This window comes from Streptomyces sp. NPDC048436 (assembly GCF_043200355.1).
In the GTDB taxonomy this organism is placed as follows: Bacteria; Actinomycetota; Actinomycetes; order Streptomycetales; family Streptomycetaceae; genus Streptomyces.
On record NZ_JBICXP010000005.1, the window covers coordinates 17,698 to 40,805 of the forward strand.

At 69.7% G+C, this 23,108-nt stretch carries 21 protein-coding genes; 9 read left to right on the forward strand and 12 right to left on the reverse strand.

Annotation, left to right across the window (positions count from 1 at the left end; translation table 11 throughout):
- The first annotated feature begins 45 nt into the window (after positions 1-45).
- Together hemB and ACGFX9_RS18540 are read left to right on the forward strand one after the other, a co-directional pair.
- Positions 46-1,035, forward strand: a complete 990-nt coding sequence (gene hemB, locus ACGFX9_RS18535) for a porphobilinogen synthase (protein WP_393472601.1) — start codon at positions 46-48, stop codon at positions 1,033-1,035.
- 86 nt (positions 1,036-1,121) lie between these two features.
- Positions 1,122-2,096, forward strand: coding sequence for a zinc-binding dehydrogenase (locus tag ACGFX9_RS18540; protein ID WP_393472604.1), 975 nt, complete (start codon positions 1,122-1,124; stop codon positions 2,094-2,096).
- Here the strand turns inward: ACGFX9_RS18540 and ACGFX9_RS18545 are convergent.
- The 3 genes from ACGFX9_RS18545 to ACGFX9_RS18555 all read right to left on the reverse strand — a co-directional run bounded on the left by ACGFX9_RS18545 (position 2,093) and on the right by ACGFX9_RS18555 (position 4,762).
- Positions 2,093-2,974: an NAD(P)-dependent oxidoreductase gene (locus ACGFX9_RS18545; RefSeq protein ID WP_393472607.1), complete on the reverse strand. Its 882-nt coding sequence runs from the start codon at positions 2,972-2,974 to the stop codon at positions 2,093-2,095. The genes ACGFX9_RS18540 and ACGFX9_RS18545 overlap by 4 nt on opposite strands.
- A gap of 712 nt (positions 2,975-3,686) precedes the next feature.
- On the reverse strand, positions 3,687-3,941 hold the full coding sequence (locus tag ACGFX9_RS18550) for a DUF397 domain-containing protein (protein WP_393472611.1): 255 nt from the start codon (positions 3,939-3,941) through the stop codon (positions 3,687-3,689).
- On the reverse strand, positions 3,938-4,762 hold the full coding sequence (locus ACGFX9_RS18555) for a Scr1 family TA system antitoxin-like transcriptional regulator (protein WP_393473931.1): 825 nt from the start codon (positions 4,760-4,762) through the stop codon (positions 3,938-3,940). Before ACGFX9_RS18555 ends, ACGFX9_RS18550 begins: the two co-directional genes overlap by 4 nt.
- 112 nt (positions 4,763-4,874) lie before the next feature.
- Between ACGFX9_RS18555 and ACGFX9_RS18560 the strand changes: the two genes are divergently transcribed.
- Positions 4,875-5,321, forward strand: a complete 447-nt coding sequence (locus ACGFX9_RS18560) for an ATP-binding protein (RefSeq protein ID WP_393472614.1) — start codon at positions 4,875-4,877, stop codon at positions 5,319-5,321.
- Here ACGFX9_RS18560 and ACGFX9_RS18565 read toward each other — a convergent pair.
- Entirely contained in the window at positions 5,278-5,808 is a 531-nt protein-coding gene (locus ACGFX9_RS18565) for a DUF4232 domain-containing protein (RefSeq protein WP_393472617.1), read from the reverse strand. The genes ACGFX9_RS18560 and ACGFX9_RS18565 overlap by 44 nt on opposite strands.
- Before the next feature lie 184 nt (positions 5,809-5,992).
- Here ACGFX9_RS18565 and ACGFX9_RS18570 point away from each other — a divergent pair, with 184 nt between their 5' ends.
- Both ACGFX9_RS18570 and ACGFX9_RS18575 read left to right on the forward strand, forming a co-directional pair.
- Entirely contained in the window at positions 5,993-7,411 is a 1,419-nt protein-coding gene (locus ACGFX9_RS18570; RefSeq protein ID WP_393472620.1) for a helix-turn-helix domain-containing protein, read from the forward strand.
- A 124-nt stretch (positions 7,412-7,535) separates the two neighbouring features.
- Positions 7,536-8,744, forward strand: coding sequence for a PLP-dependent aminotransferase family protein (locus ACGFX9_RS18575; protein ID WP_393472624.1), 1,209 nt, complete (start codon positions 7,536-7,538; stop codon positions 8,742-8,744).
- Between the two features lie 253 nt (positions 8,745-8,997).
- Here ACGFX9_RS18575 and argS read toward each other — a convergent pair whose 3' ends face one another.
- A complete protein-coding gene (gene argS / locus ACGFX9_RS18580; RefSeq protein WP_393472627.1) occupies positions 8,998-10,767 on the reverse strand; it encodes an arginine--tRNA ligase in 1,770 nt (589 codons plus the stop codon).
- A gap of 156 nt (positions 10,768-10,923) precedes the next feature.
- Here argS and lysS point away from each other — a divergent pair, with 156 nt between their 5' ends.
- Positions 10,924-12,660 carry a lysine--tRNA ligase gene (gene lysS, locus ACGFX9_RS18585; RefSeq protein WP_393472630.1) on the forward strand — a complete coding sequence of 579 codons (1,737 nt, stop codon included), beginning with the start codon at positions 10,924-10,926 and terminating at the stop codon, positions 12,658-12,660.
- A 75-nt stretch (positions 12,661-12,735) separates the two neighbouring features.
- Here lysS and ACGFX9_RS18590 read toward each other — a convergent pair whose 3' ends face one another.
- The 3 genes from ACGFX9_RS18590 to ACGFX9_RS18600 form a co-directional block, all read right to left on the reverse strand.
- On the reverse strand, positions 12,736-14,112 hold the full coding sequence (locus ACGFX9_RS18590) for a DUF2637 domain-containing protein (RefSeq protein WP_393472634.1): 1,377 nt from the start codon (positions 14,110-14,112) through the stop codon (positions 12,736-12,738).
- A gap of 160 nt (positions 14,113-14,272) precedes the next feature.
- Positions 14,273-15,142 (reverse strand): DUF3558 domain-containing protein, encoded by an 870-nt coding sequence (locus ACGFX9_RS18595; RefSeq protein ID WP_393472637.1) that lies wholly within the window; start codon positions 15,140-15,142, stop codon positions 14,273-14,275.
- Between the two features lie 140 nt (positions 15,143-15,282).
- Positions 15,283-16,173 carry a DUF3558 domain-containing protein gene (locus ACGFX9_RS18600; protein ID WP_393472640.1) on the reverse strand — a complete coding sequence of 297 codons (891 nt, stop codon included), beginning with the start codon at positions 16,171-16,173 and terminating at the stop codon, positions 15,283-15,285.
- 211 nt (positions 16,174-16,384) lie between these two features.
- On the opposite strand from ACGFX9_RS18600, the gene ACGFX9_RS18605 reads away from it, so the two are divergent.
- Positions 16,385-17,578 (forward strand): RtcB family protein, encoded by a 1,194-nt coding sequence (locus ACGFX9_RS18605; RefSeq protein ID WP_393472643.1) that lies wholly within the window; start codon positions 16,385-16,387, stop codon positions 17,576-17,578.
- 85 nt (positions 17,579-17,663) lie between these two features.
- On the opposite strand, the gene ACGFX9_RS18610 is transcribed toward ACGFX9_RS18605, so the two are convergent.
- Positions 17,664-18,458, reverse strand: coding sequence for an SDR family NAD(P)-dependent oxidoreductase (locus tag ACGFX9_RS18610; RefSeq protein ID WP_393472646.1), 795 nt, complete (start codon positions 18,456-18,458; stop codon positions 17,664-17,666).
- 110 nt (positions 18,459-18,568) lie between these two features.
- Entirely contained in the window at positions 18,569-18,907 is a 339-nt protein-coding gene (locus ACGFX9_RS18615) for a YnfA family protein (RefSeq protein WP_393472649.1), read from the reverse strand.
- Between the two features lie 172 nt (positions 18,908-19,079).
- Here ACGFX9_RS18615 and ACGFX9_RS18620 point away from each other — a divergent pair, with 172 nt between their 5' ends.
- Positions 19,080-19,502, forward strand: a complete 423-nt coding sequence (locus ACGFX9_RS18620; RefSeq protein ID WP_393473934.1) for a MarR family winged helix-turn-helix transcriptional regulator — start codon at positions 19,080-19,082, stop codon at positions 19,500-19,502.
- 20 nt (positions 19,503-19,522) lie between these two features.
- Here the strand turns inward: ACGFX9_RS18620 and ACGFX9_RS18625 are convergent, their stop codons facing one another.
- Together ACGFX9_RS18625 and ACGFX9_RS18630 are read right to left on the reverse strand one after the other, a co-directional pair.
- Positions 19,523-20,995 carry an MFS transporter gene (locus ACGFX9_RS18625; RefSeq protein ID WP_393472651.1) on the reverse strand — a complete coding sequence of 491 codons (1,473 nt, stop codon included), beginning with the start codon at positions 20,993-20,995 and terminating at the stop codon, positions 19,523-19,525.
- A gap of 476 nt (positions 20,996-21,471) precedes the next feature.
- A complete protein-coding gene (locus ACGFX9_RS18630; protein ID WP_393472653.1) occupies positions 21,472-22,302 on the reverse strand; it encodes a DUF6597 domain-containing transcriptional factor in 831 nt (276 codons plus the stop codon).
- A gap of 125 nt (positions 22,303-22,427) precedes the next feature.
- Between ACGFX9_RS18630 and ACGFX9_RS18635 the strand changes: the two genes are divergently transcribed.
- Positions 22,428-23,036, forward strand: a complete 609-nt coding sequence (locus ACGFX9_RS18635; protein ID WP_393472655.1) for a TIGR03086 family metal-binding protein — start codon at positions 22,428-22,430, stop codon at positions 23,034-23,036.
- The last annotated feature ends 72 nt before the right edge of the window (positions 23,037-23,108 follow it).

Here is a 23,108-nt window from a genome sequence, read left to right on the forward strand (position 1 = left end):
TCCTTCAGTCGGGGCCAGAATCGTTTCGTGAGGTGAGTGAGAACAGTGACCACGTACGGATCCTTCCCCGGGGCTCGGCCCCGCCGGCTGCGGACGACCTCCGCGATGCGGCGCATGGTCGCCGAGACGCGCCTCCACCCGGCCGATCTGATCCTGCCCGCGTTCGTACGCGAGGGCATCAGCACGCCCGCGGAGATCGGCGCCATGCCCGGCGTCGTCCAGCACACCCGCGACAGCCTGAAGAAGGCCGCCGTCGAGGCGCTGGAGGCCGGAGTCTCCGGGATCATGCTCTACGGGGTTCCGGAGGAGCAGAAGAAGGACGCCGCGGGCACCGTCGGCACCGACCCGGACGGGATCCTCCAGGTCGCGCTGCGCGATGTGCGCGCCGAGGTCGGCGACGACCTCATCGTCATGTCCGACGTGTGCATCGACGAGTTCACCGACCACGGGCACTGCGGTGTCCTGGACGCCGAAGGGCGCGTCGACAACGACGCCACCCTTGAGCGGTACGCCGAGATGGCGCAGGTCCAGGCCGACGCGGGCGCCCACGTGGTGGCCCCGAGCGGCATGATGGACGGTCAGGTCGGCGTCATCCGCGACGCGTTGGACCAGATCGGGCACGAGGACGTCTCGATCCTCGCCTACACCGCCAAGTACTCCTCCGCCTTCTACGGCCCCTTCCGCGAGGCGGTCGGATCGTCGCTCAAGGGCGACCGCAAGACCTACCAGCAGGACCCGGCCAACGCCCGCGAGTCGCTGCGGGAACTGGCCCTTGACCTGGAGGAGGGCGCCGACATGGTGATGGTGAAGCCCGCCGGCCCCTACCTCGACATCCTGGCGAAGGTCGCCGCCGCCGTGGACGTGCCGGTCGCCGCGTACCAGATCTCCGGTGAGTACGCGATGATCGAGGCCGCCGCCGAGCGAGGCTGGATCGACCGGGACCGCGCGATCATGGAATCGCTCACCGGCATCAAGCGGGCGGGCGCGAACATGATCCTCACGTACTGGGCGACCGAGGTGGCGCGGCAGCTCTGAGGGACGGCGGCTCCGCTTGACCTCAAGTTTGCTTGAGGTTGCAGGGTGATGCGCATAGACGTTCTGTCGCGTTCTGAGGAGGACGTATGCGCGCCGTTGTTCTGCATGAGTTCGGACCCGCCGAGAACCTGACGTACGAGACCTTGCCCGACCCCGTCGTGGGGCCGGGCCAGGTGCGTATCGCCGTACGGGCGGCGGGAGTTCACTTCGTCGAGACCGTCATGCGCCAGGGTCAGGCGAGCGACATGGCGCCCCCGCTGCCCGAGCTGCCTTCCGTGTTCGGCGGGGAGGTCGCCGGTGTTGTCGACGCGGTGGGGCCTGGCGTGGACTCCGCGTGGCTTGGGCGGGCCGTCGTGACGCCGCGCAGCACACCCGGCGGATACGCCGAGCTGACGGTGGCCGAGCTCGCGCAGCTGCACGAGGTGCCGGACGGACTCGGGTACGAGACCGCCGTGGCCATGGTGATGACCGGCGCGACGACCATGGGGCTGCTGGACGTGGCTCAACTCTCCGCTGATGACGTGGTCTTGGTGACGTCTGCCGCCGGTGGTGTCGGGCGGCTGGTGGTGCAGTACGCGGTGTCCGTCGGGGCGGTGGTGATCGGGGCTGCGGGCGGGGACAAGGTCGAGGCCGTCTGGGAGCTCGGCGCCGATCTCGCCGTGGACTACAACAAGCCCGGCTGGACCGACGTCGTGCGTGAGCGGCTCGACGGGCGGCAGGTGAGTGTGGTGCTAGACGGGGTGGGCGGCGAGAAGTCCGCTGCCGCGTTCGATCTCATCGCAGAGGGCGGCCGTTACGTGGTCATCGGCTGGTCCTCGCAGGAGGGCTTCCAGCCGGACGCGGCGGCCGTCGAGGAGCGGGGCATCACCGTCACCAACGCCTTGCTGGAGCTGATAGAGCACCCGGAGAGAGGCCCAGACCGTGAACGCTGGGCTCTGGAGGCGGCTGCCAAGGGGGAGTTGACGCCTGCCGTGCAGGCGTTCCCGCTGGCGCAGGCGGCGAGGGCGCATGCGGCCATGGAGCGCCGGGAGACCACGGGAAAGGTCGTACTGACCCCCTAACCCTGACCCTGCTCCTTCTTGAGCAGGGTCGTCAGGCGCGAGAGCCCGTCCGCCGCGTGACCGGCGGCGACCGAGCGGTCCAGGAGGCCCTGGAGCGGCCGGAAGAGCTCGTCGCTGATCCCCGCCTGGGCGTACGCCGTAAGGAAGTTGGGCAGAGCGGCCTGGTTGATGCCCAGGGACGAGACGTCCGTGAGGTGCTGCCCGGAATCCAGCGCCTCGGCCATGCCCGGCACCAGGCCGTCCGTCATGGCGCCGACCCACTCCCGGAGCAGCGGCGCGAACTCACGGGCCGGTACACCCGCGCTGCCGATCAGCGCGTACGCCTGGACCACGCCCATCACCATGCCGTACATGCCCGTGAGCAGCGACAGGTCATACAGGGCGGCAGCGCCAGGGTCCTTGCCGACCCACTTACTGGCGGCGAGCGCTTCCAGCGTGGGCCGGTGGGTCTCGAACGCGGTCTCGTTCGCGCCGCTGTAGAGGATGTACGCGGCAGGGGTCGCGATCATCTGGGGGATGGCCATGATGCCGCCGTCGATGTACGTGATGCCGCGAGCCGCCGCCCAGTCGGCCAACTCCCGCGCCTGGGCCGGGGTCCCGTTCGTGAGGTTCACGAGGGTGCGGCCGGCGAGGGCTTCGGCCTCCGGCGCGAGCAGGGAACGTACGCCGTCGTTGGTGGTGAGGCACACGATCACCAGGGGACTGGCGGTAATGGCATCCCGCACGGTGCCGGCCGGGGCCGCGCCCCGCGCCACGAGGGGCCCGGTCTTGGCGGCGGTGCGGTTCCACACGGTGGCGGGGTGCCCCGCCTTGAGAAGCGCGGAGGCGAGGGCGGTGCCCATGAGGCCTAGGCCTAGGACGGTTACGGGGGTGGGCATTGGGGCTCCTTCGGGGGCGGCTTTTGGGTACGCCTTGATCCTTGGGGGGCCCTGCGGTTGGGGCAAGTACCGACTATTTGGTGCGTACTTACCTGCTGGTCAGTGAGTGGTATTGAATAGCGTGGTTGCTGTGGGTGGGTGTCTGATGGAGCCTCCATCCCGTGTGGGCACGCGCGAGTCCGGTGGGGGCTGGCTTTCGTCTGCTGATGTCCGAACGGGGCCACGGATTTGCACACCTGGATCAGACACAAAGGACAACGGGCCAGGGCACCCCAAGGGCAGCAACAACGACTCACCCAAGAATGGCCGCCAAAAGACGCAGCAACAGCAAGAGCGGCGGGCCGGGACGGGGGCTGCCGGGGCACGCCGTGGTCTCCGTAGACGCCCAAAAGACACCCATTCGCAGAAAAGTTCCAGCCGTCCCCTAGCCGACCAGGGATAGCGTGGAACTTTTCTGCATTCCGCCCCATAACGCGCAACACACGCCACCTGCCCCGTCTTGTTGCTGCGCTTTTTGCCGCACGTGGGGGTGCGTTGTTGGGGGCGGGGTCGGAACGGATTGTCGGTTGCGTTTGAGAGGGATTGCTAAATCTGGGGCCCAGTCCGGACATCAGCCCACGAAAGCCAGCCCCCACCGGAGCCGCGCATACCCACACGGGATGGAGGCTCCATCAGCCACCCACCCACAGCAACCACGCTAATAACTAGGCGACTACAGCCCGGCGTCGGCCTCTGTGCTGCCGTCCAGGAACGAGGTCCAGGCCTTCGGCGTGACGGTGAGGGTCGGGCCTGCGGGGTTCTTGGAGTCACGGATGTGGATGGCGGCGGGGTGCGGAGCGATTTCCACGCACTGGCCGCCTTGGTCGCTGCTGTAGCTGGACTTCCGCCAGTCGTAGGCGACTTCGAGGCACTGTCCGCCTTCGCTGCCGCTGTAGCTGGACTTGAACCACTGCAATGCGGTGCTCATTGCTCTCCTAGCGAACGGTCCAACAGGCCCTTGGTCTCATAAGGGTTGAGGGCCTGTGTCCGCAGCATCGCATATTTGCGATCCAGCAGAGATACCTCGTCAGGATCGGCGATCAGCTGGCTTCCGCGCTGGGCCTCGATGTAGGCGATGCGCTGGTGATCGGGGGTTTCCAGCAGAGTGAAGGGGCCGTCGAGCCCCGCGTGGGTGTCGCGTCCAACTGGCATGACTTGAAGGGCGACTCCCGGCAGAGTCGCCCACTCGCGCAAGCGGCGTAGCTGCGCGTAGTGCACCTCGTCACCGCCGAGGCGGTCCATCAAGGTCACTTCGGAGATGACGAAGCTGGCTGTCGGCGGGACTTTGCGGTGCAGGATCTCTTGCCGCTCCATGCGGGCGGCGACGCGTAGTGCGATTTCGTCCTCGGCGAGGGCCGGAACCTTGCTGTGGAACACCGCGTAGGCGTACGGCTCCGTCTGCAGCACACCCGGCAGCACCTGGTTGTCGTACCAAGACAACGCAATCGCCTCCCGCTCCAGATCCATGTACTCCTCAGCCCACCTCGGAAACAGATCCACCTCCGGCATGTTCTCCACCGCGATCGCCAACACCCCCTTGGCGTCCAGGAGTACGTCCAGCTCCGCAGCGAAGTCCTCCTTCAGTAGCCGTCTCCCCTGCTCGATCGACGCGATGGTCTCCTCGTCCACGACCAGCCGCTCCGCGAGCTCGCGCTGGGTCAGGCCCGCCGCCCGGCGCAGCGCGGCGACCTGCGCGCCCAGCATTCTCATCGCGGAGGCGTTCTTCCTGCGGCGGTTCCTGGGTGGCATGGCGCTCAACTCCCCTGGTGCGGAGATCAACTCACCCGTGCGGACCCGTACAGATTCCCTGCACGTGTGCACGTACTGTTCCATCATCACCACGCACCGTCACCATCGCCCCGTGAATCAAGAAACCCGCGAGCACTTCTACCGCCGCCGGCGCCAATCCGTCACCGGCGCCCGCGAGTTCACCCGCGCTGCCCTCGCGGACTGGGGGATCAAGGGTGACCGCGCAGATGACATCGCACTCTGCGTCACCGAACTCGCCACCAATGCCCTCCTCCACGGAGTCCCGCCCGGACGCGGGTTCCAGCTCTTCCTCCGGTACGGCGCCGAAGGCGAAGCCGTACTCCGCGTCGAGGTGCACGACAGCGGTGACGGGTGTCCCAGAGTCGTGTGTCCCGACGGGGAGTCGGGGCGGGGGCTTCTGCTCGTGGCTGCGCTCTCCGACGCTTGGGGCGTCGGAGAGCGCGATCCGGGCAAGGTCGTGTGGTGTCAGTGGGAGCTGGGCGCGGAGCCGCCGGTCACCACGTCAGGGCGTCCGATGCCGACGTCTGCCAGTACGTGACGAACGCCGAGCTGTCCACGTACACCCCCTCCTGCGGCAGCTTCGCCGACGCCGGGGCGCCGACGCTGCCGTTCATCGCGCGGTTGGAGAAGTGGACGTCCATCTTGTGGGCCTGGGAGCCCTCCGTGCCCTCGGGGGAGGACGTGCCGATGGCCGCGTACGCCGTCTGGCCGGGCTTGAGGGTGACGACCGCCTGGGGCTTGCTGGCCTCCAGCCAACCCGTGGCCGCCTGGCCCTCGTCGAAGCGGAGGAGCGGGGCGCCGTACGCGTAACACGTCTTCGTGCCCGTGTTCTTGGCCTTCAGGAGGAGGTGGTTGATGGGGCGGGAGACCTGCTCCACGGTGACCTTGGTGGTGGCGGAAGTGCAGGTGACCGGCGCCGACTTGGCGGCCGGCGTCGCGGCGGACGCGGCGCCGCCGAGCACGGTGAGCGAGAGGGCGGCGGTGAAGGCTGCTGCGGCGGCGGTGGCTTTGGTGGTGAATCGCATGGCTGGTCTCTTTCGGTGTGACGGGAGCGACGTGAGCCGCGCCGAGGGGATCCCCGATGCGGCGTGCTTGTATGGCCCAGAGCTTGTGCGGGGTTCTGTCCCGGCGGCCAGTGCGGGACGGCAGTTGGGGACGCTGGGACATTCCTGCGGCTGCGATCTGCGACAACGCCGTTCCATGGAACGGATGGATGGAATGGGAGAGAGCGTGGGGGCGGGCGATCTCGCGGAGTTGCTGCGGGGGCTGAAGGAGAGGTCGGGGCTCAGTTACGGGGCGCTGGCCAAGCGGTTGCATGTATCGACGTCGACGCTGCACCGGTACGTGAACGGGTCCGCCGTACCTACGGAGTTCGCTCCGTTGGAGCGGTTCGCCCGGGTGTGCGGGGCCTCGCGGGAGGAGATGGTCGGGCTCCACCGGCAGTGGATCCTGGCCGACGCGTCGAGAGGTGGTGAGCGCAAGGAACCGCCTCAGCCGTCTCAGCCGTCGCAGTCGTCTCAGTCGTCTCTTCGGGGGGTGGCCTCGCCTGATGTGGCGCCGGGTGCCGATGTGGGTGACGCGGGCGATGTGTCCGGCGCCGCCGACGACGCGCCCGGCATCGTTATCGGCCCCGCCCCCACGGCGGCGGGAAAGCGCCAGGGGAGGCGGCTGCCCAGGTCGCGCGTGCTTGTCGCCGCCGGTGTCGTGCTCGCGCTCGGCGCCACCGCCGTCGCCGTACAGGCCGCGTCCGGCGGCGGTGATCGCGACCGTCACGCCTCCGTCAACTCCCCGAGCCCCGAAGGCGGGGAGCGGGAGCCGAGCTCGGACGGTGCCGGGTCCGCCTCGCCCTCCGGGAAGGAGAAGGGCAAGGAGTCCGCGAAGGGCAAGCCGGGCAAGGAGACGGCCGAGGCCGAGAAGTCGGAGGGGGCGGGCAAGGGCCGGGGAGTCGGGGGCGCTGACAAGGCGTCCGGCGGCGGGGGCGGTGGTGAGGGGGGTGTTCCGGTGACCGTCTCCACCCAGGCCCAGTACTGGCAGGACCCTTGCGGGCACCCCTACCTCGTCGACAAGGGCCCCGGCGATCTCTCCCCGCCCCCCAACGAGCAGGACGCCCCCGGCTGGGTGTCCGCGAACGGCGCGGTCGCCGCCCGGGACCAGACCGTGAAGCTGACCGTGCAGGGCACGGGCAAGGACACCGTCGTCCTGGAGTCCCTGAACGTCCGCGTCGCCCAGGCCGCCGCGCCGCTCGCGTGGACCAACTACAAGATGGGCTACCTCGGCGTCGGCTGCGGAGGCAACGTGCCCCAGCACTCCTTCGCCGTCAACCTGGACGCATCGGTGCCCCGCCCTGCCCCGATGGACGGGGGCAGCGGCTTCCCCTACACGGTGAGCGCGAGCGACCCCGAGGCGTTCTTCGTCAACGCCACCGCCAACACCCGTTACGTACGCTGGTACTTGGAGCTGGAGTGGTCGAGCGGCGCCCGGCACGGCACCGTACGCATCGACGACACGGGCAAGCCGTTCGCCACCAGCGGCGACAAGAGCCGCCCCGTCTACGGGTTCTCGCTCGACAGCAAGAAGTGGACGAAGACGAATCGCGACAACGACGATGTGCCGGACTCGGCGGGGTAGCGGCGGGGGGGGCAGGGCGGCCGGGCGGCCAAGGCCTGCGTCCGCATCCCGGAATGACACATGTAGAGGGCACCTTCGTGCCTAGGGTGCGGTCAACGCTGTCCGAGCCGAAGGAGCCGTCGCCGTGACCGTCACCGAGCCCGCACCCGCCGCAGTCCCCACGCCGCCGCTCGCCGCGCGTGCCGCATCGGTGGGTGGCTCGCCGGTACGGGACATCCTCGCCGTCACCGCTCGGCCCGAGGTCATCAACTTCGCGGGCGGGCTCCCCGCGCCCAGCCTCTTCGACAAGGCGGGCATCGCCGCCGCCTTCCAGGCCGTGCTCACCGAACAGCCCGAGCGCGCGCTCCAGTACGCCACGACCGAGGGCGAGCCCGCCCTGCGGGCCGCTGTCGCCGCACGCTTCTCCGTGCGGGGGCTCGCGACCGACGCCGACGACCTCGTCATCACCACCGGGTCCCAGCAGGCCCTCTCGCTGATCGCCACCGCCCTCATAGAGCCCGGCGAGGCCATCCTCGTCGAAAGCCCCTGCTATCTGGCGGCACTTCAGGCCTTCGGCTTCGCGGGCGCGCACGTCATCCCCGTGCCCTGCGACGAGGCCGGGATCATCCCGGACGCCCTGGACGACCTCGTCGCCCGCCACCGGCCCAAGCTGCTCTACACCGTCCCCACCTTCCAGAACCCCACCGGCCGCACCATGCCGGGCGAGCGGCGCGCCGCGATCGCGGAGGTCGCCGCGCGGCGCGGACTGTGGATCGTCGAGGACGACCCGTACGGGGAGCTGCGCTTCGAGGGCGAGCGCGTGCCCTGGATCGCCTCGTACCCGGGAGCCGAGGACCGCACCGTGCTGCTCGGCAGCTTCTCCAAGGTCATGGCGCCCGGCCTGCGCCTCGGCTGGCTGCGGGGGCCCGCGGCGCTGCTGCGGGCGTGCGTCGTCGCCAAGCAGGCCGCGGACCTGCATACGCCTACCGTCAACCAGCTTGCCGCGGCGCGGTACTTGGCGGACAACGATCTCGACGCGCATGTGGCCCACGTCGCCGGGGAGTACCGGGTGCACCGGGACGCGATGCTCGCGGGGCTCGGGTCCGCGCTTCCCGAGGGGTCCACCTGGCTACGGCCCGAGGGCGGCATGTTCGTCTGGGCGAAGCTGCCCGCTGGGTACGACACCGCCGCGTTGCTCCCGGGGGTCGTGAAGCATGACGTGGCTTACGTTCCCGGGGCGCCGTTCTACGCGGGGCAGCCGGACCCCACGACTCTGCGGATGTGCTTTGTTACCCAGACGCCTGCCGAGATCGCGGAGGGGCTGCGGAGGCTGGGGGCTGCGCTGCGCGGGTAACTGCGGGCCGTATGTGGCTGGTCGCGCAGTTCCCCGCGCCCCTGACGGGGCCCGCATGTGGCTGGTCGTGCCCGCGCGGCGGAGCCGCATGTGTCACAGCCCCGCGCTCCTGACGGGGCCCGCATGTGGCTGGTCGTGCCCGCGCGGCGGAGCCGCATGTGTCACAGCCCCGCGCTCCTGACGGGGCCCGTATGTGGCTGGTCGTGCCCGCGCGGCGGGGCCGCATGTGTCACAGCCCCGCCCCCGGCGGGGCTCAAAGCCGCTCAGGCGTCCTGATCCCCAGCAGTGCCATTCCCTGGTGCAGGGTCCGTGCCGTGATGTCGCACAGGAACAGGCGGTTCTCCGCTACGTCCTGCGGCGGCTTCGGCTTGATGACCGGGCACTTGTCGTAGAACGTCGTGTACAGCGACGCCAGTTGGTAGAGGTACGCCGCCAGCTTGTGCGGCGCGTACTCCGCCGCGACCTCCGCCACCGTCTCCGCGAACTGGTCCAGGTGCAGGCCCAACGCCCGCTCCGCGTCCGCCAGTTCGAGCTCCGGGTGCGCCTTGGGCGACACGCCTTCGGCCTTGCGCAGGATCGACTGGATACGGGCGTACGCGTACTGGAGGTACACGCTGGTGTCGCCGTTCAGGGACACCATTTGGTCCAGGTCGAACTTGTAGTCGCGCGTCGCCGACGTCGACAGGTCGGCGTACTTCACCGCGCCGATACCCACCTGCGTGCCCCGCTCGGCGATCTCCTCATCCGAGAGGTCCTGCGCCTTCTCGCGCACGATGGCCGACGCCCGGTCGATCGCCTCGTCCAGGAGGTCGATCAGCCGGACCGTCTCGCCCTCGCGCGTCTTGAACGGCTTGCCGTCCTTGCCCAGGACCGTGCCGAAGCCCAGCTGCACCGCCTTGACGTTCTCCGTCAGCCAGCCCGCCCTGCGTGCCGTCTCGAAGACCATCTTGAAGTGCAGGGACTGCCGCGCGTCCACCACGTACAAAAGGGTGTCCGCCTTCAGGTTGAAGACGCGGTCGCGGATCGCGGAGAGGTCGGTGGCCGCGTACCCGAAGCCGCCGTCGGACTTCTGGACGATCAGGGGGGACGGGTTGCCGTCCGGGCCCTTCACGTCGTCGAAGAACACGCACAGCGCGCCGTTCGACCGGACCGCGACGCCCGACTCCTCCAGCATGCGGCAGGTGTCGGCCAGCATGTCGTTGTAGCCGGACTCGCCGACGATGTCCTCGTCGTGGATCTCGACGTCCAGCTTGTCGAAGACCGAGTAGAAGTACACCTTCGACTCGTCCACGAACCGCTGCCAGATCGCGAGGGTCTCCGGATCGCCCGCCTGGAGGTCGACCACCCGGCGCCGGGCCCGCGTCTTGAACTCCTCGTCGGAGTCGAAGAGCGTGCGCGAGGCCTTGTAGACGCGGTTGAGGCTGGACATCGCCTCTTCGCCCGCCTCGTCACCCTCGGCGGCCTTGTGGCCCAGCTCGTCCGGGTGCTCGATCAGATACTGGACGAGCATGCCGAACTGGGTGCCCCAGTCGCCGATGTGGTGACGGCGGACGACCTTCTCGCCGGTGAACTCCAGGATCTGGACGACCGAGTCGCCGATCACCGAGTTCCGCAGGTGGCCGACGTGCATTTCCTTGGCCACGTTCGGCTGGGCGTAGTCGATCACCGTCGTGCCCGCGTCCGCCGCGTACGGAACGCCGAGCCGCTCGCCGTCGGCGGACCGCGCGGCGAGGTTCTCGGTGATCGCCTTGTCGGTGACCGTGATGTTCAGGAAGCCGGGCCCGGAGACCTCGATGTCCTTGATCAGGTCCGGCGCGGTGATCCCGGACACCACCTGCGTGGCCAGCTCACGCGGATTGCCCTTGAGCTTCTTGGCGAGCGCCAGGATCCCGTTGGCCTGGTAGTCGGCCCGGTCGCTTCGTCGCAGCAGCGGGTCGGCGGAGCCGGCCTCCGGCAGGGCAGCCGAGAGGGCGTCCGCGAGGCGCTGGTGGACGGAAGCGGTGAGGGACGTGACCGAGGCCATGAATGGGTGCCGTTCTGCTCGGGTGCCTGGTTGCTGGGGGTCTAGAAATTCGAGTATCCCACGGGGTGAAAAGCGGTTTTCGCGGTTGCGGGGGGACCTGGGAGAATGACCCCGTCAAGCGGTACTCACGTAGAAGAAGAGTTGAAGAGGAAAGGCGTGCCGATCGTGGCTCAGAGCACCGATACCACCGACTGGGTCTCCCGCTACGCGGACGAGGTCATCGCCGAGTCGGAGCGTCGTGCCCCGGGCAAACCCGTCGTCGTCGCCTCCGGGCTCTCGCCCTCGGGACCGATCCACCTGGGCAACCTCCGCGAGGTCATGACCCCGCATCTGGTCGCGGACGAGATCCGGCGGCGCGGGCACGAGGTCCGCCACCTCATCTCCTGGGACGACTACGACCGGTACCGCAAGGTCCCGGCCGGTGTCCCCGGCATCGACGAGTCCTGGGCCCAGCACATCGGCAAGCCGCTCACCTCCGTGCCCGCCCCGGCCGGTTCCGCGTACGCGAACTGGGCCGAGCACTTCAAGGCGGCCATGACCGAGGCGCTCGACGAGCTGGGTGTCGAGTACGACGGGATCAGCCAGACCGAGCAGTACACCTCGGGCGTCTACCGCGAGCAGGTCCTGCACGCGATGAAGCACCGTCGTGACATCGACGGGATCCTCGACCAGTACCGCACCAAGAAGGCCCCCGGGAAGAAGCAGTCGCAGAAGCCGGTCGACGAGGCCGAGCTTGAGGCCGCCGAGGGGTCAGGCGCCGCGAGCGAGGACGACGGCAGCGGTGGTGGGAGCGGGTACTTCCCGTACAAGCCGTACTGCGGCGCGTGCGAGAAGGACCTCACCACGGTCACGTCGTACGACGACGAGAGCACCGAGCTTTCGTACGTCTGCGCGGACTGCGGGCACACCGAGACGGTCCTGCTCAGCGAGTTCAACCGCGGCAAGCTGGTCTGGAAGGTCGACTGGCCCATGCGCTGGGCCTACGAGGGCGTCATCTTCGAGCCGAGCGGCGTGGACCACTCGTCTCCCGGGTCGTCCTTCGTGGTCGGCGGTCAGATCGTCCGCGAGATCTTCGACGGCGTGCAGCCGATCGGCCCCATGTACGCGTTCGTGGGGATCTCCGGGATGGCCAAGATGTCGTCCTCCAAGGGTGGCGTGCCGACTCCGGCCGACGCGCTGAAGATCATGGAGGCGCCGCTCCTTCGCTGGCTGTACGCGCGTCGCAGGCCCAACCAGTCCTTCAAGATCGCCTTCGACCAGGAGATCCAGCGGCTCTACGACGAGTGGGACAAGCTGGACGCGAAGGTCGCGGACGGATCCGTGCTGCCCGCCGACGCCGCCGCGCACTCGCGTGCGGTGCGGACGGCCGCGGGTGAGCTGCCTTCGACCCCGCGGCCCCTTCCCTACCGGACGCTCGCGTCCGTCGCGGACATCACGGCGGGCGCCGAGGACCAGACCCTCCGCATCCTGCGGGACCTGGACCCCTCCGACCCGATCGCCTCCCTGGACGAGGCGAGGCCGCGGCTCGACCGCGCCGAGAACTGGATCACCACCCAGGTCCCGGCCGAGGCCCGCACGGTCGTGCGCGCGGAGCCGGACGCGGAGCTGCTCGGCTCCCTCGACGAGCAGGGGCGGGAGTCGCTGCGGCTGCTGCTGGAGGGCCTGGACTCGCACTGGTCCCTGGACGGGCTCACCACGCTCGTCTACGGCGTCCCGAAGGTCATGGCGGGCCTGGAGCCCGACGCCAAGCCGACCCCGGAACTGAAGGTGTCCCAGCGGACGTTCTTCGCCCTGCTGTACCGCCTCCTGGTCAGCCGGGAGACGGGGCCGCGGCTGCCCACGCTGTTGCTCGCCGTAGGCGCTGAGCGGGTCCGCAAGCTTCTGGGCGCGTAGCGCGTAGCGGTACGTAGATGGGGGCGCCGTCCAGTTGCCTGGGCGGCGCCCCCATCGCGTGCGGCGGGCCCGGGGTTACGCGCTGTACTCCGAGTCCAGGTCCTCCTGGTAGCGGCCCCGGAAGTCACGCAGGTAGGGGCGCAGCGTGCTCTCCGCCGGAGGGCCGCCCGCCTGGCCCGTGACGCCGTACAGGTCCATCAGGTACAGGCCGAACTGCCGGGCGTTGGGGTAGTCCCCGAGCTCGCTCACGTACTTCCGGAACGCCGCGAAGTACGCGTCGTCGCGCGAGACGTCGTCCGGCAGACCGGACGGATCCGGCAGCGCCTCCGCCGCCTCCTCGTGCGCCTCGTACTCGGGAGCCTGCTCCTCGCGCGGGCCCGGAATCAGATGCTGACCGCCGAGCGGGCGGGTGCGGCCGGGGCCCGCGGGGACCGGGAACCCGGGCTCGGGGGCAGCCGCGGCGTTGCCCTGCTCGTCGAAGTACGCCTGCTGCTGCTCCAGGTACTCCTGCTGCTCGACGTAGGCCTGCTGCTCCGCGTACGCCTGCTGGTCCGCGTACCACTGGTCGTGCGGCTCTTCAGGAACGTACGAAGGCTGCTGAGCGGCGAACCACGGGCTCACATGCGCGCCCTCGGGCTCCGGCTGAGGCTGCTGCTCAGGCTCAGGCTCCGGCTGCGGCTGAGGCTCGGGCACCGCCACCGCCACCGGCGGCTTGATCAGCTCGGGGCGCCGCGGCTCCTCCGGGGCCGGCGGCAGCAGCGCGGGCTCGATGCCCGCCGCCGCGAGGCCCGCGGGGCCGGTCTCCGCGAGGGGGACACCGAAGCGCGCGAGGCGCAGCGGCATCAGGGACTCCACGGGGGCCTTGCGGCGCCAGGAGCGGCCGAAGCGGGCCTGGAGGCGGGCCTGGTAGATCAGGCGGTCCTGCTCCAGCTTGATGACCTGCTCGTAGGAGCGCAGCTCCCACAGTTTCATCCGGCGCCACAGCTTGAAGGTGGGCACGGGGGAGAGGAGCCAGCGGGTGAGGCGTACGCCTTCCATGTGCTTGTCGGCCGTGATGTCCGCGATCCGGCCCACCGCGTGCCGCGCCGCCTCGACGGCGACCACGAACAGGACCGGGATGACGGCGTGCATGCCCACGCCCAGCGGGTCGGGCCAGGCCGCGGCGCCGTTGAAGGCGATCGTCGCCGCCGTCAGGAGCCACGCCGTCTGGCGAAGCAGCGGGAAGGGGATACGGATCCAGGTCAGCAGGAGGTCGAGCGCCAGCAGGACGCAGATGCCCGCGTCGATGCCGATCGGGAAGACCGCCGAGAAGCTGCCGAAGCCCTTCTTCTCGGCGAGTTCGCGTACGGCCGCGTACGACCCCGCGAAACCGATGCCGGCGATGACGACCGCACCGGCGACGACCACGCCGATGAGTATTCGGTGCGTGCGTGTCAGCTGCATCGCGGCCACCCGCGAACCCCTCCCTGTTCGGTTTGTTGCGAGCGACAGCCTGGCACACGCATGCGGAAGACGGTGTGCCGGTACGGCAGGAGCCCGGCCCACCGGGGGCCGGGCTCTTCAACTGCCGTTACCGCGCCGCGAGTTACTGCGCGCCACTACGGGCCAGGCGTCAGCTCTTGGGCTTGGAGCTGGACTTGGAGCCGCTCTTGGAGCTGGACTTGGGGCTGTCCTTGGAGCTGTCCTTGGGGCTTGCGGACTTCTTCGAGTCGCCGCCCGCCCCGTCGTCCACGCCGCCGAACCCGCCGCCCGACTTGTTCGCCGCGACGACCTTGCCCGCGGCCTCCTTCGCCGCCTTCTCGGCGGCCTTGGACAGGTCCTTCGAGCTCGGAGCCTTGTCGCCCGCCAGGCCCGCGCCGTTGTAGTCGATCGTGACGACCGCGTTCTCCACGCGCGTCACGACCGTCTGCTGCTTGAAGTTTTCCTTGTCCTTCTTCAGGTCGTAGTGCACGACCGTCGTCTGGTCGCCCATCCCCGGCACCGGCTCCGTCTTGACGCTCTTCGCGCCCTCCGTCGCCTGCGCGTCCGCGACCTGCTTCGCGAAGTTGTCCTGGGCGCGCTTGGCGCCGCTGCCGAGCGACGCGTCCGAGTCGAAGCGCATCAGCGAGACGCGGAGCCAGCGGAACTGCGAGCCGTCGACGCCGTTGTTGTCGAGGCTGTCCCAGGAGCAGGTGCCGCGCGCCGACGTGTCATCGGACGTGCCCGCCTTGCCCGACTTGTCCTTCGCCTTCGGGACGAGGTCGGCAAGGGTCTTCTTCGACAGGACCTCGCAGGGCTCGGGCAGCTTGCTGAACGCCGCCTTCTCCACGCTCGCGGACTTGTCCTTGCCCGAGGCCGAGGCGGAGGTCTTCGCGCCCGCGTCCTTCTTGGCCCCGTCCGAGCCCGAGTCCGAGCCGGAGGAGCAGCCGGAGGCAATGAGGATCACCGGTACGGCGGCTGCGCAGGTGAGTATGCGGGTGAGTCGCTGTGCTGGTCGGTGCATGGTTCCTTCACTCAAGTCACTCAAGACGGCTGTCTTCGGCAGTCGGCTGTCGGCTGTCGTCGGTTCGATGGGCCACGGTACGCCGTACCCGACGCGGGCGACTCCGCTTCCACGGAGCCCGGTGCCCGTCCGGACCGCCCCTATTCGGAGAACTTGTCGGCCAGCGTTCCGGCCAGTTCCTGCGCCTTGTCCTGCATTTCCTTGCTGTCGGGGACATCGGTGCGGCGCCCCGGCTGCTCGTCGTACTCGATGGTCACGATGACGTTCGACGTGCGGAACACCACAGTCACCGTGCGGTGCCGGGTCGCGGACGCGGACGTGGTGAGAGCGTCGTCGAGGAAGGCCTCGTCGCCCAGGTCGTCGAGGACGCGGGGTTCGAGGCCGAGGGGCGTGACGGTGCTCTCGGGATCACCGGAGGCGCCGCTGTCGTCGCCCTTGCCCTTGCCCTTGCCCTTTCCGTCACCCGTGTCATCACCCTTGTCGTCGCCCTTGCCGCTTCCGCCGCCGGGACCGTCCGATGACGCGGACCCGGCATCATCGGACGGCTCTGCCTCCTCCGGGGCGGACGTGCTCCCGGAGGGCTCGGGCAGGTCGGCCTTCTGCACCTTCGACGAGTAGACCTCGGTGGCGCGGGTGTCGTCGCTGACGGAGTTGTCGTACGAGACGACGCGCTCGAAGTCGACGAGCAGATGGTGGGTGGCGTCCGAGGACTCCACCTTCCAGCGGCAGCCCACATGCCGGTCCGTGTCGTACGTGACGGTGGGCGCACCCTCGTACGCCTTCTCCTGCTGCTCCTCGTCCGTCATCTCCTCGATGCCGGGCAGCATCGAGTCGAGCGTGCCGCGGTCGACCTGGCCGCAGGCCTCGGGGAGCGTGCGGTACTTGCCGGGCTCGGGCGCCGAGGTCGAGCTGCCGGTGTCGCCGGGCTTCGAGTCGTCGGCCTCACCGCCGAGAGCACCCCCGCCCGTGCAGCCGGCGAGCAACGCCGCGAGGAGGGCTGCGATGCCCGGTACGTAGGCCTTCCGCTGCACCGTGTGGGCTCCTTCTCGCCGGGATAATCGGTTGCCGCTGGCGGGCGACCGGTGGACACAATGTGTATCGCACGCAATGCCATGGACGCCGGTCCGTCATCCCTTTCGTTGACCTTGGCGCCGATATTTGCGTTTCGATGCGTGAGGGATGCCTGTAATCATCTGTCGATATCTGCGGGCATCTGTTCAACTACGGGGGATTGAGGACGTTATGTCGTATGTAGAGGTACCGGGCGCGAAAGTGCAGATCCGGATGTGGACGGACCCGGCGTCGGTCGAGGATGTCGCACTCCAGCAGCTCCAGAACGTCGCGACGCTGCCCTGGATCAAGGGCCTCGCCGTCATGCCGGACGTCCACTACGGCAAGGGCGCGACGGTCGGCTCGGTGATCGCGATGCAGGGGGCGGTATGCCCTGCGGCGGTGGGCGTCGACATCGGCTGCGGTATGTCGGCCGTCAAGACCTCGCTGACGGCGAATGACCTGCCGGGGGATCTGTCGCGGCTGCGGTCGAAGATCGAGGCTGCCATTCCGGTGGGGCGGGGGATGCATGACGATCCGGTGGATCCGGGGCGGCTGCATGGGTTCGGGACTGCGGGGTGGGCTGATTTCTGGGGACGCTTCGACGGGATCGCTGATGCGGTCAAATTCCGTCAGGAGCGGGCCACAAAGCAGATGGGAACGCTCGGATCCGGAAACCACTTTGTCGAAGTCTGTACTGATTCTGACGGTTCGGTGTGGCTCATGCTGCACTCCGGATCCCGGAACATCGGCAAGGAACTGGCCGACCACCACATCGGCGTCGCGCAGAAGCTCCCGCACAACCAGGGACTCGTCGACCGTGACCTGGCGGTCTTCGTCTCGGACACCCCGCAGATGGCGGCGTACCGGAACGACCTCTACTGGGCGCAGGAGTACGCGAAGTACAACCGCTCGATCATGATGGGTCTCCTGAAGGACGTCGTCCGCAAGGAGTTCAAGAAGGCGAAGCCGACGTTCGAGCAGGAGATCAGCGCCCACCACAACTACGTGGCGGAGGAGCGGTACGACGGCATGGACCTGCTCGTCACCCGCAAGGGCGCGATCCGTGCGGGCTCGGGCGACTACGGGATCATCCCGGGTTCGATGGGCACGGGCTCGTACATCGTGAAGGGCCTCGGCAACGCGGCGTCCTTCAACTCGGCCTCGCACGGCGCCGGCCGGAGGATGAGCCGGAACGCGGCGAAGAAGCGCTTCTCCACGCAGGACCTGGAGGAGCAGACGCGGGGCGTCGAGTGCCGTAAGGACTCGGGTGTCGTGGACGAGATCCCGGGCGCGTACAAGCCGATCGAGCAGGTGATGGAGCATCAGCGTGACCTCGTGGAGGTCGTGGCGAAGCTGAAGCAGGTTGTCTGCGTGAAGGGCTGAGGGTTCGTGAAGGGCTGAGTTGCGGAAAAGTCCCGACGCCGGGCCGTGGTTCGCGGCCGGCGGCGGGACTTTTCCGACTCCGGCATCACAGTTCCCTGTGGACCTTCGTGTTGGAGGCCTGGGCTCGGGGGCGGACCACCAGGAGGTCGATGTTGACGTGGGGCGGGCGGGTCACCGCCCAGGTGATCGTGTCCGCCACGTCGTCCGCCGTGAGGGGGGCGGCCACGCCCGCGTAGACCTTCGCGGCCTTCTCCGTGTCGCCGCCGAAGCGGGTCGTCGCGAACTCCTCCGTCTTGACCATGCCGGGGGCGACCTCGATGACGCGGACCGGGGTGCCGACGATCTCCAGGCGGAGGGTTTCGGCGAGGACGTGTTCGGCGTGCTTGGCGGCGACGTAGCCGCCGCCTCCCTCGTACGTGCTGTGGCCGGCCGTGGAGGAGAGGACCACGATCGTGCCGTCGCCGCTCTCGGTGAGCGCGGGGAGCAGGGCCTGGGTGACGTTCAGGGTGCCGATGACGTTCGTCTCGTACATCTGGCGCCAGTCCGCGGGGTCTCCGGTGGCGATGGTGTCGGCGCCGAGTGCGCCGCCCGCGTTGTTGACCAGGACCGCGACCTTGCGGAAGGCGCCGGCGAACTCGTCCACGGCCGTGCGGTCGGTGATGTCGAGCGTGTACGCCATCGCGTCGTGGCCCGCGGCCGTGATCTCCGCGGCCAGCTCCTCGATGCGGTCCTTGCGGCGGGCGGTGAGGACGACGCGGTAGCCGGCGGCCGCGAGCTGCCGTGCGGTGGCGGCGCCGATACCGCTGCTCGCGCCGGTGACGATCGCGATGCGGGTGGCGGCGGGCGCGGCGTTCGCGGCGGCGTTCGCGGCGGCGGTCATGGCTGCTCCTTGTGCGTACGTGTGTTCGTGGCCTGGCCTGTCTGTCCTGCTCCGGCCTTCGCCGACAAGGATAGGCGGGGGCCGTCGAAGCCTGATCGGCCTCAGCGGCCTCAGCGGCCTCGTGGGGCGTACATGATCACCGCCATGCCGGCGAGGCAGATCAGCGCCCCGGTCACGTCCCAGCGGTCGGGCCGGTAGCCGTCGGCGACCATGCCCCAGGCGATGGATCCCGCGACGAAGACACCGCCGTACGCGGCGAGGATGCGGCCGAACTCGGCGTCGGGCTGGAGCGTGGCGACGAAGCCGTAGATCCCGAGGGCGATCACGCCCGCGCCGATCCAGGCCCACCCTTTGTGCTCGCGTACTCCTTGCCAGACCAGCCAGGCGCCGCCGATCTCGAAGAGGGCGGCGAGGGCGAAGAGGGCTGCGGATCGGGCGACGACGAGCATGGGGGAATCGTGACACGGTGCCAGGTCTCTGCGTCGTACGCTTTCTGTCTGACGCAGATATCTGCTCATGGGTCCTGGAGGAAGGTGGTCCGTCGTGGCCGACGAGACGAACGGCGCCGCGGCGCGGCGCGGAAACCTGCTCGATGAGCTGTCCGTCGAGTCGCGGCGCTATATGGCCTCGTACGCCCTCTTCAATCAGGCCGTCGCCGACCACCTGAACCTGCACCCCACCGATCTCCAGTGCGTGAACCTGCTCAGCCTGGAGGACAAGCCCGTCACCACGGGCCACATCGCCGAGCTGACCGGCCTCACGACCGGCTCGGCGACGCGGCTCGTGGACCGTCTTGAGAAGGCGGGCTATGTCGTACGGGAGCGGGATGCCGCCGACCGGCGGCGGGTTCTCGTGTCGACGGTGCCGGAGAAGGTGGCGGAGTTCGGACGGATGTGGGACAAGCTCGGGGGCAGCTGGTTCGCGCTCTTCGAGGGGTACGACGACGATGAACTGGCCCTGCTGATCGGCCATATGCGCCGCACCGTGGAGCTCAGTGCGGCGCAGGTGGCGCGGTTGCGGGGCGGGGAGTTGGGCGAGGCATAGCGGCTTGGCGGCTTGGAGGCTCAGTGGTGCTGCTCCTCCTGCGCCTTGCGCGGGAGGAGTCGTACGAGGCCGCAGCAGAGCAGGGTGACGCTCGCGACGACGGTGAGGGTGACGGTCATGGCGTGGGCCGGGCCGCCGTCGGCGGTCTTGAAGAAGACGGTGACGACGGTGGCCGCGCCGATCGCGTTGGCGAGCTGCTGCACCGCGCTGAGCGAGCCGCTCGCGCTGCCCGCCTCCTCGGGTGCGATGTCGCCGATGGTGATGTCGTAGACGGTGCCGAAGCAGGTGCCCATGCCCAGGCCGATGATGAGCATCGGGGGCAGGAGGGCCCAACTGGCGGGGTGTGTGGGGGAGTTCGCGACGAGGGTGAGCAGGTATCCGGTGCCGGTCAGCATGATCAGGAGGCCGGCCAGGACGAGCCTTCGGCCGAGTTTCCCGATGAGGCCGTGGCAGGCGATGGACGCGATGACGATGCCCGCGGAGAGCGGGATGAGGGCGAGCGCGGTGCTGGAGGGTGAGCGGCCTAGGCCTTCCTGGAGGTAGAGCGAGATGACGTAGAGCAGGCCGGATACGGCGGCGGAGAAGGCGACGCAGAGGATCAGCCCCGAGGTGAAGCCGCGGTTGCGCAGCAGCGAGGGCTGGATCAGCGGGTTTTGCGCGGTGCGCTGACGGCGGCAGAAGAGGGCGAAGGCGGCAAGGCCCGCGGTGATCAGCAGGATGGGGGCGGGGGTCCAGCCGTTCGCGGAGCCCTCGATCAGGCCGGAGAGCAGGCCGAGCATGGTGGCGCCGAGGAGGGCGGAGCCGGCGCCGTCGATCGAGATGGCGCGGTCACCGGGGTCCTTGGGCACGAGGCGGACGGCCGCGAGGAGGGCGGCGCCGCCCAGGACGAGGTTGATCAGGAACATGGGCCGCCAGCCGAGGCCGGCGATGTCCGCGTCGATCAGGAACCCGGCGAGGATGGGGCCGCCGACGGCGGAGAGACCCATGGCGGGGGCGAAGAGGCTGAACGCCTTGCCGATCTCCTCGCGGGGCCAGGCCGCGCCGAGGATGCCGAAGCCCTGCGGGATGACGAGTGCGCCGAAGGCTCCCTGCGCGAGGCGGGCGACGGTGATCGACTCGGGGCTGAAGGCGAGACCGCAGGCGACGGAGGCGAGCGTGAAGCCGCCGAGACCGAGCAGGAAGAGCCGCCGCCTGCCGTACTTGTCGCCCAGGCGTCCGCCGAGGACGAGGAGTACGCCGAGGGCGAGCGCGTAGGAGGCGCCGAGCCACTGGATGAGGCTCGGACCGCCGCCGAGGTCCTTGGCGATGGTGGGGGCGGCGATGTTGGTGACGGTGGCGTCCACGAGGTCGAGCACGTCGGCGGCGATGATCACCGCGAGGATGGCCCAGCGTTTTCGGGGGGTCAGGGGGAGGCCGGGGGCGGGGTCGGGGTAGGGGCCTGGTGGGGGTGCGGTGGTGGTTGCTTCGGGGGACGTGGTGGCGTCGGTTGGCATGGGGGTCCTTCGTCTGGGGCGAGGGGGAGGGGGTGCGCGGGTACGGGGGTACGCAGGCGCGGTGAGGCACTGGTGGAATGTGCGGCGCTATGCAGAAGCTGCGTCACGCAGATAAATGTCCGGCAAGGGGCGTGGCCTGTCAAGGCGATTGGCGGGGGCGGTACAGGCCGTGGGCCCGCCGGGTGACTTCGGTGCCGTTGCTCTTCCCGTGCGGGGTCAGGCCGTGGGCCCGCCGTGTGACTTCGGTGCTGTCGCTCTTCGTGTGCGGGGTCAGGCCGTGGGCCTGCCGGGTACTTTCGGCGTCGTTGCTCTTCGCGTGCCGCGGACTGGGCCGCCGCTTCGCGGCGGGTGTCTCCCGCCCACCCACCCGATTGCCCCGGGGTAATCGGGTGGGTGGGCGGGAAAACTCCGCCGCGAAGCGGCGCCTAATAAGGAACCCACCGCCCCGCGTAAAGGTGGGAAGCGGCAGGGGCTGCTCACCGTGAGGGTGGGGCGTAAGCCGTCGGCGGTACTCCCACCGTGGCCGTGAAGTCCCTGACCAGGTGCGCCTGGTCGGCGTAACCCAGCGAAAAGGCCAACTCCGCCCAGTCGACGGCCGTGTCCGCCTCGGCCCGCTCCAGCGCCTCATGGATCCGGTAGCGAAGGATCATCCACTTCGGGCCGACCCCGATGTACGCCGCGAACAGCCGCTGCAGCGCCCGCACCGAGACGCCTTCCGCCTGGGCGAACGCGCCGACCCGGCGGATCGTGCGGTCGGTGCGGATGCGTTCGGCGAGGGCTGTCGCGAGGTCGGCCTGTGGGTCCGGGGCGGGGCCGATGCCCAGCAGGAAGGCGTCAAGCGCCGCCACGCGCGCGTGCTCCTCGTCGGGGGACAGGACCGCCTCCAGCGCACCGCCCGGGACCTCGGCGAACACCTCATCCAGGGGGAGAAGCCGCCGGCCCGTCCAGGTGGACACCGGCTCCGAGGGGGCGAACGGGCGGAAACCGCCGGGCCGGAACTTCACCCCGCACACCCGGCCCCGGCCCTCCAGCTTCTGCGTGAAGAGGCCGAGCCCGATGCCCGCCACCTCGGCGAAGGGCTCCTGTCCGGGGAGCGCCTGGAAAACGACGTTCACGGAGGGGTGCGGGACGATGTGGGAGGCGTACGGCTCGGAGAGGTCCCAGTCGATCAGCCAGTACTGCTCCACGTAGGGGCGCAGTACCGCCGCGCCCGGTGCGAGGCGGCGGAAGTTCACGCGGGCGAAGAGACCGGCGGCATCGACGATGCCCCGTGTGTCGCTCCGGGGGGCGGAGGCTTCGGCAGCCATGGCTCGATCGTATGCCGGGAGCCGTCACCAGGGGGGCGTCACCGGAGGGGGGGCACCGCCGGAGGCCGTCACCAGTGTCGCGTTTCTTCAAGCCGCCGCGGCACCCCCCGGCCTACCGTCATGGCATGACTGAGCACACCATCGGTGATCTCCTGAGGGTGGCCGCGGGCCAGGCCGTCCCCGTCGTCCGCGCCATCCCCGAAGATCGCCTCGCCGATCCCACGCCCTGTGCCGACTACGACGTAAAGGCCCTGGTCAACCACCTCATTCAGGTCGTCGTCCAGTTCCAGGCGCTGGCCGCCAAGCAGAACTCCGACTTCAGTGAGAGCCCCGATTTCGTGACCGGGACCGGGGCCGGGGCCGAGGGCCCGCCGTGGCGTGACCGTTTCGCCGACGAAGCCGGGAAGCTGGTCGCCGCCTGGTCCGCTCCCGGTGCCGACGAGGGGACCACGGGTGCGATGGACATGCCCGCGCGGACCGTCGGCTGCATGGCGCTGCTCGACCTGACGGTCCACGCCTGGGACCTGGCCCGCGCCACCGGCCAGGAGTACGAGCCCGCCCCGGAGAGCGGCGACGTCATCGCCACGCTGCGGGAAGCGGTGGCGGGTCTCGCGCCGACGGCCCGGAAGATGGGCGTCTTCGGGGAGCCCATCGCGGCCCCCGATGACGCCACCGAGCTGGAGCGGCTCCTCGCCGAGACGGGACGCGACCCCCGCTGGAGCGCCAAGGGCTGACCACCGGGCGATCGCCAAGGACTGACCGGAGGGGGAGGGGAAGGGGGAAGGGGGGAATACCCCAAGCCCCAC

Excerpts from the sequence above, each read along its gene's own strand:
- ACGFX9_RS18540 (WP_393472604.1), top strand. The coding sequence starts at position 1,122 with ATGCGCGCCGTTGTTCTGCATGAGTTCGGACCCGCCGAGAACCTGACG.
- ACGFX9_RS18545 (WP_393472607.1), bottom strand. The coding sequence starts at position 2,974 with ATGCCCACCCCCGTAACCGTCCTAGGCCTAGGCCTCATGGGCACCGCC.
- ACGFX9_RS18550 (WP_393472611.1), bottom strand. The coding sequence starts at position 3,941 with ATGAGCACCGCATTGCAGTGGTTCAAGTCCAGCTACAGCGGCAGCGAA.
- ACGFX9_RS18555 (WP_393473931.1), bottom strand. The coding sequence starts at position 4,762 with ATGCCACCCAGGAACCGCCGCAGGAAGAACGCCTCCGCGATGAGAATG.
- ACGFX9_RS18565 (WP_393472617.1), bottom strand. The coding sequence starts at position 5,808 with ATGCGATTCACCACCAAAGCCACCGCCGCCGCAGCAGCCTTCACCGCC.
- ACGFX9_RS18570 (WP_393472620.1), top strand. The coding sequence starts at position 5,993 with ATGGATGGAATGGGAGAGAGCGTGGGGGCGGGCGATCTCGCGGAGTTG.
- argS (WP_393472627.1), bottom strand. The coding sequence starts at position 10,767 with ATGGCCTCGGTCACGTCCCTCACCGCTTCCGTCCACCAGCGCCTCGCG.
- ACGFX9_RS18595 (WP_393472637.1), bottom strand. The coding sequence starts at position 15,142 with ATGCACCGACCAGCACAGCGACTCACCCGCATACTCACCTGCGCAGCC.
- ACGFX9_RS18605 (WP_393472643.1), top strand. The coding sequence starts at position 16,385 with ATGTCGTATGTAGAGGTACCGGGCGCGAAAGTGCAGATCCGGATGTGG.
- ACGFX9_RS18610 (WP_393472646.1), bottom strand. The coding sequence starts at position 18,458 with ATGACCGCCGCCGCGAACGCCGCCGCGAACGCCGCGCCCGCCGCCACC.
- ACGFX9_RS18615 (WP_393472649.1), bottom strand. The coding sequence starts at position 18,907 with ATGCTCGTCGTCGCCCGATCCGCAGCCCTCTTCGCCCTCGCCGCCCTC.
- ACGFX9_RS18620 (WP_393473934.1), top strand. The coding sequence starts at position 19,080 with ATGGCCTCGTACGCCCTCTTCAATCAGGCCGTCGCCGACCACCTGAAC.
- ACGFX9_RS18625 (WP_393472651.1), bottom strand. The coding sequence starts at position 20,995 with ATGCCAACCGACGCCACCACGTCCCCCGAAGCAACCACCACCGCACCC.
- ACGFX9_RS18630 (WP_393472653.1), bottom strand. The coding sequence starts at position 22,302 with ATGGCTGCCGAAGCCTCCGCCCCCCGGAGCGACACACGGGGCATCGTC.
- ACGFX9_RS18635 (WP_393472655.1), top strand. The coding sequence starts at position 22,428 with ATGACTGAGCACACCATCGGTGATCTCCTGAGGGTGGCCGCGGGCCAG.